Genomic DNA, 13969 nt, shown 5'->3' on the forward strand with positions numbered 1-13969 from the left:
ATCAACGGTCGTCGTCCTCCCGTTCCGCAAGGAGCAGTGCGACCGGATCGGGCGCATCGGCCGGGATGTCGTATCGGGGCAGGCGCGCGAGGTCGGAAGTCGTGGCCGCCTTGAGCCGGATCTTCCCCTGGGCGACGAGGTCGGAATAGCGGGCCACCGGCCCGGAGCCCGGCAGCAGTATGGCGATGACGTTGCCGTGGCGAGTCACCTGGACCGCCTCACCCTTCTCGACTCGGGCGAAGACGGCGCTGGGGTTGTAGGAGAACTCACGGACCGAGATGGTGCTCATCGGGTCTCCCTTCCGGGGCGAACGAGGAGTACCTACAGCCACAGAATTGTACCTACAAGCTCGGGGAGCTTGCCTCATGCGCAATCTCAGAAGATTCCAGCCCTGAGCCATGGTTCACTGCCGCAGACGGTCAGCAGGGCAGAGCCACATGAAGGGAAGGGCCTCCCGTGCCCCACGAGATTGATCAGACGTTCACGGCGCTGCCGCTGCGGGCGCTCGCCGACGCGGCGCTCGCGCGCGCCCGCGCGCTGGGCGCCGAGCATGCCGACTTCCGCCTCGAACGCGTCCGCAGCGCCTCCTGGCGGCTGCGCGACGCCAAGCCCTCGGGCTCCTCGGACACCACCGATCTCGGCTACGCGGTGCGCGTGGTGCACGGCGGCAGCTGGGGCTTCGCGTCCGGCGTGGATCTGACGATGGACGCGGCGGCCCGGGTGGCGGGCCAGGCGGTGGCGATGGCCAAGCTCTCGGCGAAGGTGATCGCCGCGGCAGGCTCCGACGAGCGGGTCGAACTCGCCGACGAGCCCGTGCACGCCGAGAAGACGTGGATCTCCGCGTACGAGATCAACCCGTTCGAGGTACCGGACGAGGAGAAGTCGGCGCTGCTCGCCGACTGGAGCGCGCGGCTGCTCGCGGCGGACGGGGTCGCGCACGTGGACGCGTCGCTGATGACCGTCCACGAGAACAAGTTCTATGCGGACACGGCCGGCACCGTCACCACGCAGCAGCGGGTACGGCTTCATCCGGCGCTCACGGCGGTCGCGGTCGACGCGACCTCGGGCGAGTTCGACTCCATGCGGACCCTCGCGCCGCCGGCCGGGCGCGGCTGGGAGTACCTCACCGGCACCGGCTGGGACTGGAACGCGGAGCTGGAGCGGATCCCCACCCTGCTGGCCGAAAAGATGCGCGCGCCGAGCGTCGAGTCCGGTACGTACGACCTGGTCGTGGACCCCTCGAACCTGTGGCTCACCATCCACGAGTCGATCGGCCACGCGACCGAGCTGGACCGCGCGCTGGGCTACGAGGCCGCGTACGCCGGGACCTCCTTCGCCACGTTCGACCAGCTCGGCAAGCTGGCCTACGGCTCGTCGGTCATGAATGTCACGGGTGACCGGACCGCCGAGCACGGGCTGGCGACCATCGGGTACGACGACGAGGGCGTCCAGGCGCAGTCCTGGGACCTGGTGAAGGACGGCACGCTGGTCGGCTACCAGCTGGACCGGCGGATCGCGAAGCTGACCGGGCTGGGGCGGTCGAACGGCTGCGCCTACGCCGACTCCCCCGGCCATGTGCCGGTCCAGCGGATGGCGAACGTGTCGTTGCGGCCGGATCCTGGCGGGCTGTCGACGGAGGACTTGATCGGCGGCGTCGAGCGCGGGATCTACGTGGTCGGCGACCGGTCCTGGTCGATCGACATGCAGCGCTACAACTTCCAGTTCACCGGGCAGCGCTTCTTCCGCATCGAGAACGGCCGGCTGGCCGGCCAGCTGCGCGATGTCGCCTACCAGGCGACGACCACCGACTTCTGGGGCTCGATGGAATCGGTCGGCGGCCCTCAGACGTATGTGCTGGGCGGAGCCTTCAACTGCGGCAAGGCCCAGCCGGGCCAGGTGGCCTCGGTCTCCCACGGCTGCCCGTCGGCCCTGTTCCGAGGCGTCAACATCCTCAACACCACGCAGGAGGCGGGCCGATGAGCCGCACGACCAAGCCGCACGAGGTCGTCGAGCGGGCCCTTGCGCTGTCCCGCGCCGACGGCTGTGTCGTCATCGCGGACGAGCACTCCACCGCCAATCTGCGCTGGGCGGGCAACGCGCTCACCACCAACGGGGTCACCCGCGGCCGGACCCTCACCGTCATCGCGACCGTCGACGGCAAGGAGGGCACCGCCTCCGGGGTCGTGTCCCGGTCCGCCGTCACGGCCGACGACCTTGAGCCGCTGGTCCGGGCGGCCGAGGCCGCCGCCCGGGCGGCGGGTCCGGCCGAGGACGCCCAGCCGCTGGTCACCGGGGTGTCCGCCTCCCCCGATTTCACCGATGCCCCGGCCGAGACCTCCTCCGCGGTCTTCGCGGACTTCGCGCCGGCGCTCGGCGAGTCGTTCGCCCGGGCCCGGGCGGGCGGACGTGAGCTGTACGGCTTCGCCAACCACGAGCTCGTGTCGACGTACCTGGGTGCGTCGACGGGACTGCGGCTGCGGCACGACCAGCCGACCGGGACCCTGGAGCTCAACGCCAAGTCGCCCGATCGCAGCCGTTCGGCCTGGGCCGGCCGCTCCACCCGCGACTTCAAGGACGTCGACCCGGCGGCACTGGACGCCGAGCTGGCGCAGCGGCTGGGCTGGGCCGAGCGCCGGATCGACCTGCCCGCAGGCCGGTACGAGACGCTGCTGCCGCCGACCGCCGTGGCCGATCTGCTGATCTACCAGATGTGGTCCTCCGCCGCCCGGGACGCCGCCGAGGGCCGTACGGTCTTCTCCAGGCCCGGCGGCGGCACGCGGGTCGGCGAGACGCTCTCGGAGCTGCCGCTGACGCTGCGCAGTGACCCGAACGAGCCGGGCCTGGAGTCCGCGCCGTTCGTGATCGCGCACAGCTCGGGCGACGACGCGTCGGTCTTCGACAACGGTCTGCCGCTGACGGCGACCGACTGGGTACGGGACGGCACGCTGACGCACCTGCTCAGCACCCGGCACAGCGCGGGCCTGACCGGGCTGCCGGTGGCGCCGGCGATCGGCAACCTGGTGCTGGACGCGGGCGGTGAGCGGTCGCCGCAGGAAATGGTCGCCTCCACCGAGCGCGGGCTGCTGCTGACCTGCCTCTGGTACATCCGCGAGGTGGACCCGGCCACGCTGCTGCTCACCGGGCTCACCCGGGACGGCGTCTACCTGGTGGAGAACGGCGAGGTCGTCGGAGAGGTGAACAACTTCCGGTTCAACGAGTCGCCCGTCGACCTGCTGTCCCGGGCCACGGAGGCCGGCCGGACCGAGAAGACGCTGCCACGCGAGTGGAGCGACTGGTTCACCCGGGCGTCGATGCCGGCGCTGCGCATCCCCGACTTCAACATGAGCTCGGTCAGCCAGGGGGTCTGACCCGCCTAGGGGCTGTCCGGTGGATCAGGGCCGGATAGGACGCGGCGTCTGGTGCGGTGCATCGCAAGGCGCCGGAGCGCCTTAATAGCGGAGCTATTAGGGCGTTTCGGCAACGCGGCGAGGTGCCGTGCCAGGCGTCGTGGCCCCGGCCAAGATCCGCCGGACAGCCCCTAGACTGACGGGGATCACCTGCCATCGTTGAAGGAGACACAGGACCGTGACGGACATCGTCGACGAGCTGAAGTGGCGCGGGCTGTTCGCCCTGTCCACTGACGAGGACGCATTGCGCAAGGCTCTCGCGGACGGTCCCGTCACGTTCTATTGCGGCTTCGACCCCACGGCGGCCAGCCTGCACGTGGGACATCTGGTGCAGGTTCTCACCGTCCGCCGGCTCCAGCAGGCCGGTCACCGGCCGCTGGCGCTGGTGGGCGGTGCGACCGGCCAGATCGGTGACCCGCGGCCGACCGCCGAGCGCACGCTGAACGACCCCGAGACGGTCGCCGGGTGGGTCGAGCGGCTGCGCGCCCAGATCGAGCCGTTCCTGTCCTTCGAGGGCGAGAACGCGGCCGTGATGGTCAACAACCTGGACTGGACCGCGGGCATGACCGCGATCGAGTTCCTGCGGGACATCGGCAAGCACTTCCGCGTGAACAAGATGCTGACCAAGGACTCCGTCGCCCGCCGGCTGGAGTCCGACCAGGGCATCAGCTACACCGAGTTCAGCTACCAGCTCCTCCAGGGCATGGACTTCCTGGAGCTCTACCGGCGGTACGGCTGCGCGCTCCAGCAGGGCGGCAGCGACCAGTGGGGCAACCTGACCGCGGGGCTCGACCTGATCCACCGCCTGGAGCCGCACGCGAACGTGCACGCCCTCGCTACGCCGCTGATGACCAAGGCGGACGGCACCAAGTTCGGCAAGACCGAGGGCGGGGCGGTCTGGCTCGACCCGGAGATGACCACGCCGTACGCGTTCTACCAGTTCTGGCTGAACGTGGACGACCGGGACATCTCCACGTACACGCGCATCCTGAGCTTCCGGTCCCGCGAGGAGATCGAGGAGCTGGAGAAGCTGACCGGGGAGCGGCCGCAGGCGCGTGCCGCGCAGCGGGCGCTGGCCGAGGAGCTGACGACGCTGGTGCACGGTGCCGAGCAGTGCGCGGCGGTCGTCGCCGCCTCCAAGGCCCTCTTCGGGCAGGGTGAGCTGTCCGGTCTCGACGAGGCGACGCTGCGTGCGGCGCTGGCCGAGCTGCCGCACGCCGAGGTCGGCGGGCTCGCTCCCGTGGTGGACCTGTTCACCGAGGTGGGTCTCGCGCCCAGCAAGTCCGCGGCCCGTCGGACGGTGAAGGAGGGCGGCGCCTACGTGAACAACGTCAAGGTGACCGACGAGGAGGCCGTGCCCGCTCCGGAGGACCTGCTGCACGGGCGCTGGCTGGTGCTCCGCCGGGGAAAAAAGACCTTGTCCGCGGTAGGGTTCGCGGGGGGGGACCCCCCGGGGACACGGCGAGGTGGCGGGTACGCGTGCGCCCCGCCCGCTTCCGCGTGATCAGGCTCGCGTTCTCCGCCTGCCCTTCATCGAGGCCCAGAGCATGTCGCCGACGGCGACCACGGCAACGGCTCCGGCCAGCTGCAGCAGATGGCGTATCCAGTCGATCCCCTTGGTGTCCGCCACGCCTATCCAGGCGGCGACGGCGTTGCCGAGGATGCTGCCCAGAATGCCGAAGATAACCGTCAGCCAGAGGGGGATCTGCTGCTTGCCCGGAAGGATGGCCTTGGCCAGCAGTCCGAGTACCAGACCCACGATGATGGCCCACAACCAACTCATGTCGCCTCCTGATGCGGCGCGATGTGCGCATGTGCGCCCAGTTTGGGCCGACGGGGCGTACGTCGCATGTCGGACAGCTCCATACGCGCTACGGCCGGTCCGGTCGGCCACGGTGAGGCGGGGCCCGCTCTCGAATGCGGCGGAGCCGCGGCGTACCGTGGAACAGGTCCGGAACGGGGAGCGTCCGGCCAGGGAATCGGGTGGTGGAACGTGATGCGGAAGCACAACGAGGCCGAGGTCTTCCGGATCACCGGCGCGCGGCAGGGTCTCGCCGACGATGTGCGCCGTCGCCAGCGCCGGTATGTGATCTCCATGTCCGTACGGACGGTGTCGGTCATCCTCGCGGCGACCCTGTGGAACGTGGAACGGCATGTGGCGGTCGTGGCGCTGGTGCTCGGCCTGGTCCTCCCGTACATTGCCGTCGTGATCGCCAACGCGGGCCGGGAGAACGCGCCTTCGCTGCCGTCGACCTTCATCCCGCCGCCGGTCCACCCGGCACTGGGACCGGCCCCGGTGGGCGGGCCGGCGGAATCTCAGGCGGAAGCCGGGGCGCCGGACGGGCAGACCCGGTCACCGGACGACCACTGATCGGTCATCGTCCGCGAAGCTCAAGAAAAGCTCAGATCAATCATGCAGTTCCAGTGCACCGCACCCGGTCCTGCGTGACATACTGCGTACGCGCTCCGCATCCCCCGTCGGAGCGACGGACCGACGCCGGGCAGCTCCCCCCGTGGCTGCTCGGCGTCGCCTTTGTCTGACCTAGGGTTGAGCCTGTGAACTCCCCTGAATCCACCTCCGAAGCCACGACCGTCTGCTCCGCCAAGGGCTGCCGCGCCGGCGCCGTGTGGGTGCTCGCCTGGAACAACCCGAAGCTGCACACGCCCGAGCGGCGCAAGACCTGGCTGGCCTGCGAGGAGCACCGCGAGTACCTCTCACAGTTCCTCGGGGTGCGTGGATTCCTGAAGGACGTGGTGACGCTGGAGGAGTGGTCAGCCTCCGATCGCTGACATCGGGCGGTCGGGCTGCAGGAAGGACGGGTCGTCCAGGCCCGATCCGGCCTTCTTCCCCCACATCGCCACCTTCCAGAGCCGCGCTATCTCCTCGTCCGGGGCGCCGGAGCGCAGCGCGCCGCGCAGGTCGGACTCCTCCCGGGCGAACAGGCACGTACGCACCTGGCCGTCGGCGGTGAGGCGGGTGCGGTCGCAGGCCCGGCAGAACGGCCGGGTGACCGAGGCGATGACGCCCACGCGGTGCGGGCCGCCGTCGACGAGCCAGCGCTCGGCCGGGGCCGAACCGCGCTCCTCGTCGCCCTCGGGGGTGAGGGCGAAGCGCGTGCGCAGCGATTCGAGGATGTCACCAGCGGTGATCATGCCGTCACGCTTCCAGCCGTGCTGCGCGTCGAGCGGCATCTGCTCGATGAAGCGCATCTCGTACTCGTTCTCGACGGCCCAGGCGAGCAGGTCGGGGGCCTCGTCGTCGTTGAGGCCGGGCATCAGTACGGCGTTGACCTTGACCGGGGCGAGGCCGGCGTCGCGCGCGGCCGCCATCCCTTCCAGGACGTCGTGGTGCCGGTCGCGGCGGGTCAGCGTCTTGAACACCTCGGGGCGCAGCGTGTCCAGCGAGACGTTGACCCGGTCCAGGCCGGCCGCCTTGAGGGCGGTCGCGGTGCGTCGCAGTCCTATGCCGTTCGTGGTGAGCGACATCTTGGGGCGCGGCTCGAGGGCGGCACACCGCTCGACGATGCCGACCAGGCCGGGGCGCAGCAGCGGCTCCCCGCCGGTGAAGCGCACCTCGTCGACCCCGAGGTCGGTGACGGCGATGCGGATGAGGCGCACGATCTCGTCGTCGGTGAGCAGGTCGGGCTTCGCGAGCCACTGCAGGCCCTCTTCCGGCATGCAGTACGTACACCGCAGATTGCACCGGTCGGTGAGTGAGACACGCAGGTCAGTGGCCACGCGGCCGTATGTGTCGATGAGCACTGTGGGCCCCCCTGAGCGCTGTCCGGACGAGTAGTTGATTTCGAGCCTACGCGACGCGTGTGACAACACGGCGTGCCGGAACGAACGAGACGCGACGCGGCCGCGTCGTAGGAGTCTACGACGCGGCCGGCTGCGGTCACGCTCAGTGAGCTCCGGTTCCGGTGAGGGAACGGACCTCCAGTTCCGCGTACTTCCCCTTGTCTGCCTCCTCCTTGGTCAGGACGGTGCCGAGCCAGCCGAGCAGGAAGCCCAGCGGGATCGAGACGAGGCCCGGGTTCTCCAGCGGGAACCAGTAGAAGTCGGCGTCCTTGAACATCGAGGTGGGCTTGCCGGAGACGACCGGCGAGAAGAGCACCAGCACCACGGACGAGATCAGGCCGCCGTAGATGGACCACAGCGCGCCCTGGGTCGTGAACTTCTTCCAGAACAGGCTGTACAGGATCGTCGGCAGGTTCGCGGACGCGGCCACCGCGAAGGCGAGCGCCACCAGGCCGGCGACGTTGAGGTCGCGGGCGAGGGCGCCCAGGGCGATGGCGGCGGCGCCGATGAAGACCGTGGCCCAGCGGGCCGCGCGGACCTCTTCCTGCTCGGTCGTGGTCTTGCCCCTGCGGATGACGTTGACGTACAGGTCGTGCGCGAACGACGACGAGGACGCCAGGGTCAGTCCGGCGACCACCGCAAGGATGGTGGCGAACGCGACCGCGGAGATGACCGCGAGCAGGATCGCGCCGCCCGCGGAGTCGGGGCCGCCGCCGATGGCCTGGGCGAGCAGTGGGGCCGCCGTGTTGCCCGCCTTGTTGGAGGCGATGATGTCGTCGCGGCTCAGCAGCGCGGCGGCGCCGAAGCCGAGCGCGATGGTCATCAGGTAGAAGGCGCCGATGATACCGATCGCCCAGTTCACCGACTTACGGGCGGCCTTGGCCGTGGGGACGGTGTAGAAGCGGATGAGGATGTGCGGCAGGCCCGCGGTGCCCAGGACCAGGGCGATGCCGAGGGAGATGAAGTCCAGCTTCGAGGTCGCGCTGACGCCGTACTTGAGGCCGGGCTCCAGGAACGACGCGCCCGCGCCGCTGTTCTCCGCGGCCTTGCCCAGCAGGTCGGAGACGTTGAAGTTGAACTTCAGCAGCACCAGGAAGGTGATGAGCAGCGTGCCGGCGATGAGGAGCACGGCCTTGACCATCTGGACCCAGGTGGTGCCCTTCATACCGCCGATGGTCACGTAGAGAATCATCAGGACGCCGACCAGGGCGACGATGGCGACCTTGCCGCCGTCGCTGGTGATGCCCAGCAGCAGGGAGACCAGTACGCCCGCGCCCGCCATCTGCGCGAGCAGGTAGAAGATCGACACCACGATGGTGGAGGTGCCCGCCGCGGTACGGACGGGCCGCTGCCGCATCCGGTACGCGAGGACGTCGCCCATCGTGTACCGGCCGGAGTTGCGCAGCGGTTCGGCGACGAGGAGCAGGGCGACCAGCCAGGCGACCAGGAAGCCGATGGAGTAGAGGAAGCCGTCGTAGCCGAAGAGCGCGATGGCGCCGGCGATGCCGAGGAACGACGCGGCGGACATGTAGTCGCCGGAGATCGCGAGACCGTTCTGGAATCCGGTGAACTGGCGGCCGCCGGCGTAGAAGTCGGCGGCGTCCTTGGTCTGCCGGCCGGCCCACACGGTGATGATCAGGGTCGCGACGACGAACAGCCCGAACAGGGTGATGATGAGCGGCCGGTGTTCGCCGGCGCCCGCCGCGGCGAGGTGGAACGTAGCGCTCATTCTCCGGCCTCCATACGGGACTTGATCGCCTCGGCCTTGGGGTCGAGCTTCGTGGCGGCGTGCCTGGCGTAGAGCCACGCGATGAGGAAGGTGGTGGCGAACTGGGCGAGACCGAAGACCAGCGCGACATTGATGTTGCCGAAGAGCTTGGTGCCCATGAAGCTGCCCGCGTAGTTGGACAGCAGGACGTACAGCAGGTACCAGGCGATGAACGCCACGGTGAGGGGGAAGGCGAACGAGCGGTAGGAGCGGCGCAGTTCGCCGAACTCCGCGCTCTCCTGCACCTCGACGAACTGTGCCGTCGTGGGTGCTGCGGGACTGGTGGCCGTACCGCCGAGGGGCGGCGGCGCTGCATCGGTAGCCACGGGCTCTCCTTGCGACGCGGGTGCTGTGGGATGACGGGACACGTCGGCCTCCGCCGGGGGTTGAGGCTGCGACTCCCCCTGTCAACGGCACGGGCCGCATCCCGGGACGGTTCAAGAACCGACTTTTCTTTCGGAATTCATTGCTGAGGCGGGAAGATCGGCGCTAGCTTCACTCGTCATGTACCCGTCCACGCGCAACCGCGTCTGGACGGATGTCACCGATGATGTGGAGAACTCATGGCTCAGCCACGCACCAGACGCCGTCGTGCCCTCGCGGTACCCGTCGGCCTGGCGCTGACCGCGTCGCTTGGTTTCCTCCCGGGCACCGCATCGGCCGAACCGCAGGAGACCCCTGCGGCGGTGGCCGCCGACGGTCCCAAGCTGTCGTACGTGGTCAACACCAAGACGGACCACCGCACGATCGCGTCCGTCAAGAAGGCGATAGCCAAGGCGGGCGGCACCGTCGTCGTCGCCCACGAGAAGATCGGCGTGATCGTCGTCCACTCGACGAACCCCGAATTCGCCCAGCAGATACGCACCGTCCGCGGTGTGCAGACCGCGGGCGCGACCCGCACCGCGCCGCTCAAGGCCGCGGGCACCACCGAGATGGGCGCCCCGCAGTACGTCGAGAGCAGCAAGGCGGTGGCGACCCCCGCCGCGCCGGACACCGAGCCGCTCGAGGCCGATCAGTGGGACCTGCGCGCCATCGGCGCGGACAAGGCCGCGAAGATCAACCCGGGCAGCAGCAAGGTCACCGTCGCCGTGATCGACACCGGCGTCGACGACACCCACCCGGACCTCACGGCCAACTTCTCCAAGAGCCAGTCGGCCAACTGCGTGGGCGGCGTAGCGGACACCAGCGAGGGCGCCTGGCGCCCGTACACCCCCGACGACTACCACGGCACGCATGTCGCGGGCGAGATCGCTGCCGCCCGCAACGGCGTCGGCGTGGCCGGTGTGGCCCCCGGCGTCAAGGTCTCGTCGATCAAGGTGAGCGACCCGGAGACCAGCCTCTTCTTCCCGGAGAGCGTGGTCTGCGCCTTCGTCTTCGCCGCCGATCACGGCGTCGAGATCACGAACAACAGTTACTACATCGACCCGTGGCTCTACAACTGCCTCGACGACCCCGACCAGGCGGCCATCGTCGACGCGGTCAACCGGGCCTCGAAGTACGCGCAGCGCAAGGGCACTCTGCACCTCGCGTCGGCCGGCAACTCCAACCACGACCTGGCCTCGGACGCGATCGTGGACGACTCCAGCCCCGACGACACCACCCCGGTCGAGCGCACCATCGACCCGTCGAAGTGCTGGGACCTCCCGACCCAGCTGCCCGGCGTGGTCACGGTCACCGCGACCGGCGTGCAGAACCTGAAGTCGTACTACTCCAGCTACGGCCGCGGAGTCGCCGACATCGCCGCCCCCGGCGGGGACAAGTACCAGATCCCGGACACCCCGGCGAAGAACGGCCGGATCCTGTCCACCATGCCGAACAACGGCTACGCGTACCTGCAGGGCACCTCGATGGCGAGCCCGCACGCAGCCGGCGTCGCGGCGCTCCTGAAGAGCACCCACCCGTGGGCCGGTCCCGAGGCGCTGCAGGCGCTGCTCAAGGCGCAGGCGGACAACCCGGGTTGCCCGACCGGGCTGTACGACCCGGACGGCAACGGCGTCGAGGACTCCACCTGCGAGGGGTCGAAGCGCGTCAACGGCTTCTACGGCTACGGCATCGTCAACGCGCTGGACGCGGTCAAGTAGCGGGGCTGTGAACAGCTGAGAACGGGGCTGGGCGGGGTTCTCCCGCCCAGCCCCGTCCTTGTGGTCACGGCGTGACGAGGACCTTCAAGGCGGTGCGCTCGTCCATGGCCTTGTAGCCGACCGGCACGCCGTCGAGGCCGACCGTGAGATCGAACACCGGCGAGGGGTCGATGCGGCCCTCCAGGACGTCGGGCAGCAGCTGCGGGATGTACGTACGGACGGGTGCGACGCCGCCGCGCAGGGCGATGTTCCGGTCGAACATCACGCCGAGGTCGAGGCCCGTGCCGCTGCCGTGCGGCACGCCGACGAAGCCGATCGCCCCGCCGTCACGGGTGATCTCGACGGACGTCCGCATCGACTGCTCGGTGCCCACCGCCTCGATGACGGCGTGGGCGCCCTGGCCCGCCGTCAGTTCACGGACCGCCGCGACGGCAGCCTCGCCGCGCTCCGCGACGACGTCCGTGGCGCCGAAGCGCCGGGCGATGTCGGTACGCACCTGGTGGCGCCCCAGCGCGATGATCCGCTCGGCGCCGAGCCGCTTGGCTGCCAGTACGCCGCACAGGCCGACCGCTCCGTCACCGACGACGGCGACCGTGGCGCCGGGGCGGACGCCCGCGCCGAGCGCCGCGTGGTGGCCGGTGCCCATGACGTCGGAGAGGGTGAGCAGGGCGGTCAGCAGATGGTCGTCGGAGGCCGCCTCGGCCGGCAGCTTCACCAGGGTCCCGTCGGCGTACGGGACGCGGACGGCCTCGCCCTGGCCGCCGTCGTGGCCGACCGAGCCCCAGAAGCCGCCGTGCTCGCAGGAGGTGGTGAGCCCCTCGGTGCAGAAGTCGCAGACGCCGTCGGACCACATGAAGGGCGCGACGACCAGATCACCGGCGGCGAAGCCGGACACCGCGGAACCGGTCTCCTCGATCACGCCGAGGAACTCGTGCCCGATGCGCTGACCGGGCTGCCGGGCGGCCTCACCGCGGTAGGCCCACAGGTCGCTGCCGCAGATGCAGGCGCGCAGGACCCTGAGTACGGCGTCGGTCGGCTGCTCGATTCTGGGATCCGGCACCTCCTCCACGCGGATGTCGTGCGGGGCGTGAATGACGGTGGCGCGCATGGTTGCTGTCCCTTGGGGGTACGGGGTGTCCGGTCGATCAGGCCGGGTCAGCGAGCGACCGGACACCCCCTAGGTGTTTGTGACCCCCACACGGTACGCGCGGCCGGCCGCGGTCTGTGCGTCCTGCCCGATGGGGGCGCCTGCGGCCAGCACGCCTGCCGTGAGCAGGGCCTGCGCCGCGAGGTAGGTGAGCATGATCCAGAAGTCGGGCACGGGCAGCTGCGGCCACTCGGCCACACCGGTGGCGATGAGGGTGTCGGAGAGCAGGAACAGCGCGCCGCCCGCCCCGGCGTACCGGCCGAGGCCGCTCGCCCGGAAGGCCATGGCGGTGAGCAGCAGGCTGTAGCCGGCCACCGGGATGCGCAGCTCGGCGGGCAGGTCGGTCCACAGCAGGGCGACCGTGCCGGTGAGGACGACGGCGTACCCGGCGCCGAGCAGCCAGGACGTGCTGCCCAGTCGGAAGAGCACGAGGTAGCACACGTGCCCGGCGGCGAAGGAGCCCATCCCGACGAGGAAGGCCGGCTCGGCGTCGAAGAGCAGCGCGACGTCGCCGCCCCAGCCGAAGAGCAGCGCGACGACGAGCAGCCGCGGCCCGCGCCTGGCGTAGACGTATCCCGCGAGCAGCGGCATGAGCAGCGGCTTGGCGAGGAGATGGCCGGTGTGCCAGCCGGCGAGCAGGGAGCCGAGGTCGGCGAGCGCGGCGAGCCCGAAGGCGGCGAGGAGGAGGGTGCCGATGCGGCCGCGGGTCATCGTGAACCACCGGCCCTGCGGGCGGCGGCCGTGCCGGGACCGGGGCGCCGGACGGCCACCGGACAGGGCGTCGCCCTGCCTGCGCGCGCGGTCATGCGGCGCTCTCCGGGACCGGGGCCGCGGCCGCGGCGGCGGCGGCGGCCGGGTTCGGCGCGGGCGCGGCCGTGGGGGCCGGCTGCCAGCCGGGGCCGCCGAAGACGCGGCCCGCGCGTTCGCGCCAGCTCCGCGCGGCGCGGACGTCCCGGGCGATGGCCGCGTACTCGTGGGTCGCCACGCGCAGCGGGTTGTACGTGCTGATGTTCTTCGTCAGGCCGAAGACCGGCCGCTCGGTCTCGGCGACGAAGGACCGGAAGAGCCGGTCCCAGAGGATCAGGATCCCGCCGAAGTTCCGGTCCAGGTAACCCCCTTGGGACGCGTGGTGGACGCGGTGGTGGGAGGGGGTGTTGAACACGTACTCGAAGGGGCGCGGCAGCTTGTCGATCCGTTCGGTGTGGATCCAGAACTGGTAGACGAGGTTCACCGAGGAGCAGAACGCGAGGGCCGCCGGGTGCACGCCCAGCGCGATCATCGGGAGGTAGAACGGCCAGACGGTCAGCGACGTCCAGGGCTGGCGGAGTGCGGTGGTGAGGTTGAACTTGCGGCTGGAGTGGTGGACCACGTGGCAGGCCCACAGGATGCGGATGACGTGGTGGCCGCGGTGGGACCAGTAGTAGAAGAAGTCCTGCGCGAGGAGCATCAGCGGGATCGTCCACCACAGCACGGGCACGCGCAGCGGGGTCAGTTCGTAGACCGCCGTGTAGATCGCGACGATGGGGATCTTCCACAGCAGGTCGAACGCGAGGCTGCCGAGGCCCATGCCGACGCTGGTCGCGGCATCCTTCGTCTCGTATCCGGCGGCGTCCTCGTCGGGATGGAACCGGTAGCTCACCATCTCCAGGACGGTGAGCAGGACGAAGGCCGGGATCGACCACAGCACGGCATCGGGCAGGTTCGGCATGCCCGCACCATAAAGGCGCCCCTGGGGGCTCCGCTAGAGGTTGTTACCGATCGGTAT

14 protein-coding genes are annotated in these 13969 nt (G+C 70.3%); 6 read left to right on the forward strand and 8 right to left on the reverse strand.

Annotation, left to right across the window (positions count from 1 at the left end; genetic code table 11):
• Position 1: 1 nt before the first annotated feature.
• Positions 2–289 (reverse strand): type II toxin-antitoxin system Phd/YefM family antitoxin, encoded by a 288-nt coding sequence (locus ACWV17_RS21000; RefSeq protein WP_455355788.1) that lies wholly within the window; start codon positions 287–289, stop codon positions 2–4.
• A gap of 167 nt (positions 290–456) precedes the next feature.
• On the opposite strand from ACWV17_RS21000, the gene ACWV17_RS21005 reads away from it, so the two are divergent.
• The 3 genes from ACWV17_RS21005 (at position 457) to tyrS (ending at position 4911) form a co-directional block, all read left to right on the forward strand.
• Positions 457–1980, forward strand: coding sequence for a TldD/PmbA family protein (locus tag ACWV17_RS21005; RefSeq protein ID WP_455355789.1), 1524 nt, complete (start codon positions 457–459; stop codon positions 1978–1980).
• Positions 1977–3368 carry a metallopeptidase TldD-related protein gene (locus ACWV17_RS21010; RefSeq protein WP_455360955.1) on the forward strand — a complete coding sequence of 464 codons (1392 nt, stop codon included), beginning with the start codon at positions 1977–1979 and terminating at the stop codon, positions 3366–3368. Before ACWV17_RS21005 ends, ACWV17_RS21010 begins: the two co-directional genes overlap by 4 nt.
• 217 nt (positions 3369–3585) lie before the next feature.
• Entirely contained in the window at positions 3586–4911 is a 1326-nt protein-coding gene (tyrS, locus tag ACWV17_RS21015) for a tyrosine--tRNA ligase (protein ID WP_455360956.1), read from the forward strand.
• Here tyrS and ACWV17_RS21020 read toward each other — a convergent pair whose 3' ends face one another.
• Positions 4912–5190 carry a GlsB/YeaQ/YmgE family stress response membrane protein gene (locus ACWV17_RS21020; RefSeq protein ID WP_455355792.1) on the reverse strand — a complete coding sequence of 93 codons (279 nt, stop codon included), beginning with the start codon at positions 5188–5190 and terminating at the stop codon, positions 4912–4914.
• Between the two features lie 213 nt (positions 5191–5403).
• On the opposite strand from ACWV17_RS21020, the gene ACWV17_RS21025 reads away from it, so the two are divergent.
• Both ACWV17_RS21025 and ACWV17_RS21030 read left to right on the forward strand, forming a co-directional pair.
• Complete coding sequence (locus ACWV17_RS21025; RefSeq protein ID WP_455355793.1) at positions 5404–5778, forward strand: DUF3099 domain-containing protein; 375 nt, start codon at positions 5404–5406, stop codon at positions 5776–5778.
• Between the two features lie 185 nt (positions 5779–5963).
• A complete protein-coding gene (locus ACWV17_RS21030) occupies positions 5964–6197 on the forward strand; it encodes a hypothetical protein (protein ID WP_455360957.1) in 234 nt (77 codons plus the stop codon).
• On the opposite strand, the gene moaA is transcribed toward ACWV17_RS21030, so the two are convergent.
• The 3 genes from moaA to ACWV17_RS21045 all read right to left on the reverse strand — a co-directional run bounded on the left by moaA (position 6180) and on the right by ACWV17_RS21045 (position 9302).
• Positions 6180–7169 (reverse strand): GTP 3',8-cyclase MoaA, encoded by a 990-nt coding sequence (moaA, locus tag ACWV17_RS21035; RefSeq protein WP_455360958.1) that lies wholly within the window; start codon positions 7167–7169, stop codon positions 6180–6182. The genes ACWV17_RS21030 and moaA overlap by 18 nt on opposite strands.
• Before the next feature lie 142 nt (positions 7170–7311).
• Positions 7312–8937, reverse strand: a complete 1626-nt coding sequence (locus ACWV17_RS21040; protein WP_455360959.1) for a solute symporter family protein — start codon at positions 8935–8937, stop codon at positions 7312–7314.
• Positions 8934–9302 carry a DUF485 domain-containing protein gene (locus ACWV17_RS21045; protein WP_455360960.1) on the reverse strand — a complete coding sequence of 123 codons (369 nt, stop codon included), beginning with the start codon at positions 9300–9302 and terminating at the stop codon, positions 8934–8936. The genes ACWV17_RS21040 and ACWV17_RS21045 overlap by 4 nt, the downstream gene beginning before the upstream one ends.
• A gap of 237 nt (positions 9303–9539) precedes the next feature.
• Between ACWV17_RS21045 and ACWV17_RS21050 the strand changes: the two genes are divergently transcribed.
• Positions 9540–11057 (forward strand): S8 family serine peptidase, encoded by a 1518-nt coding sequence (locus ACWV17_RS21050; protein WP_455360961.1) that lies wholly within the window; start codon positions 9540–9542, stop codon positions 11055–11057.
• A 64-nt stretch (positions 11058–11121) separates the two neighbouring features.
• Here the strand turns inward: ACWV17_RS21050 and ACWV17_RS21055 are convergent, their stop codons facing one another.
• The 3 genes from ACWV17_RS21055 to ACWV17_RS21065 form a co-directional block, all read right to left on the reverse strand.
• Positions 11122–12165 (reverse strand): zinc-dependent alcohol dehydrogenase family protein, encoded by a 1044-nt coding sequence (locus ACWV17_RS21055; protein ID WP_455360962.1) that lies wholly within the window; start codon positions 12163–12165, stop codon positions 11122–11124.
• Between the two features lie 69 nt (positions 12166–12234).
• The gene (locus tag ACWV17_RS21060) at positions 12235–12915 is read right to left on the reverse strand and encodes a lysoplasmalogenase (protein WP_455360963.1); all 681 of its coding nucleotides are present in this window, start codon (positions 12913–12915) and stop codon (positions 12235–12237) included.
• Between the two features lie 91 nt (positions 12916–13006).
• Positions 13007–13912, reverse strand: coding sequence for a sterol desaturase family protein (locus tag ACWV17_RS21065; protein WP_455360964.1), 906 nt, complete (start codon positions 13910–13912; stop codon positions 13007–13009).
• Positions 13913–13969: the final 57 nt, after the last annotated feature.

The organism is Streptomyces mabaensis (assembly GCF_053763515.1).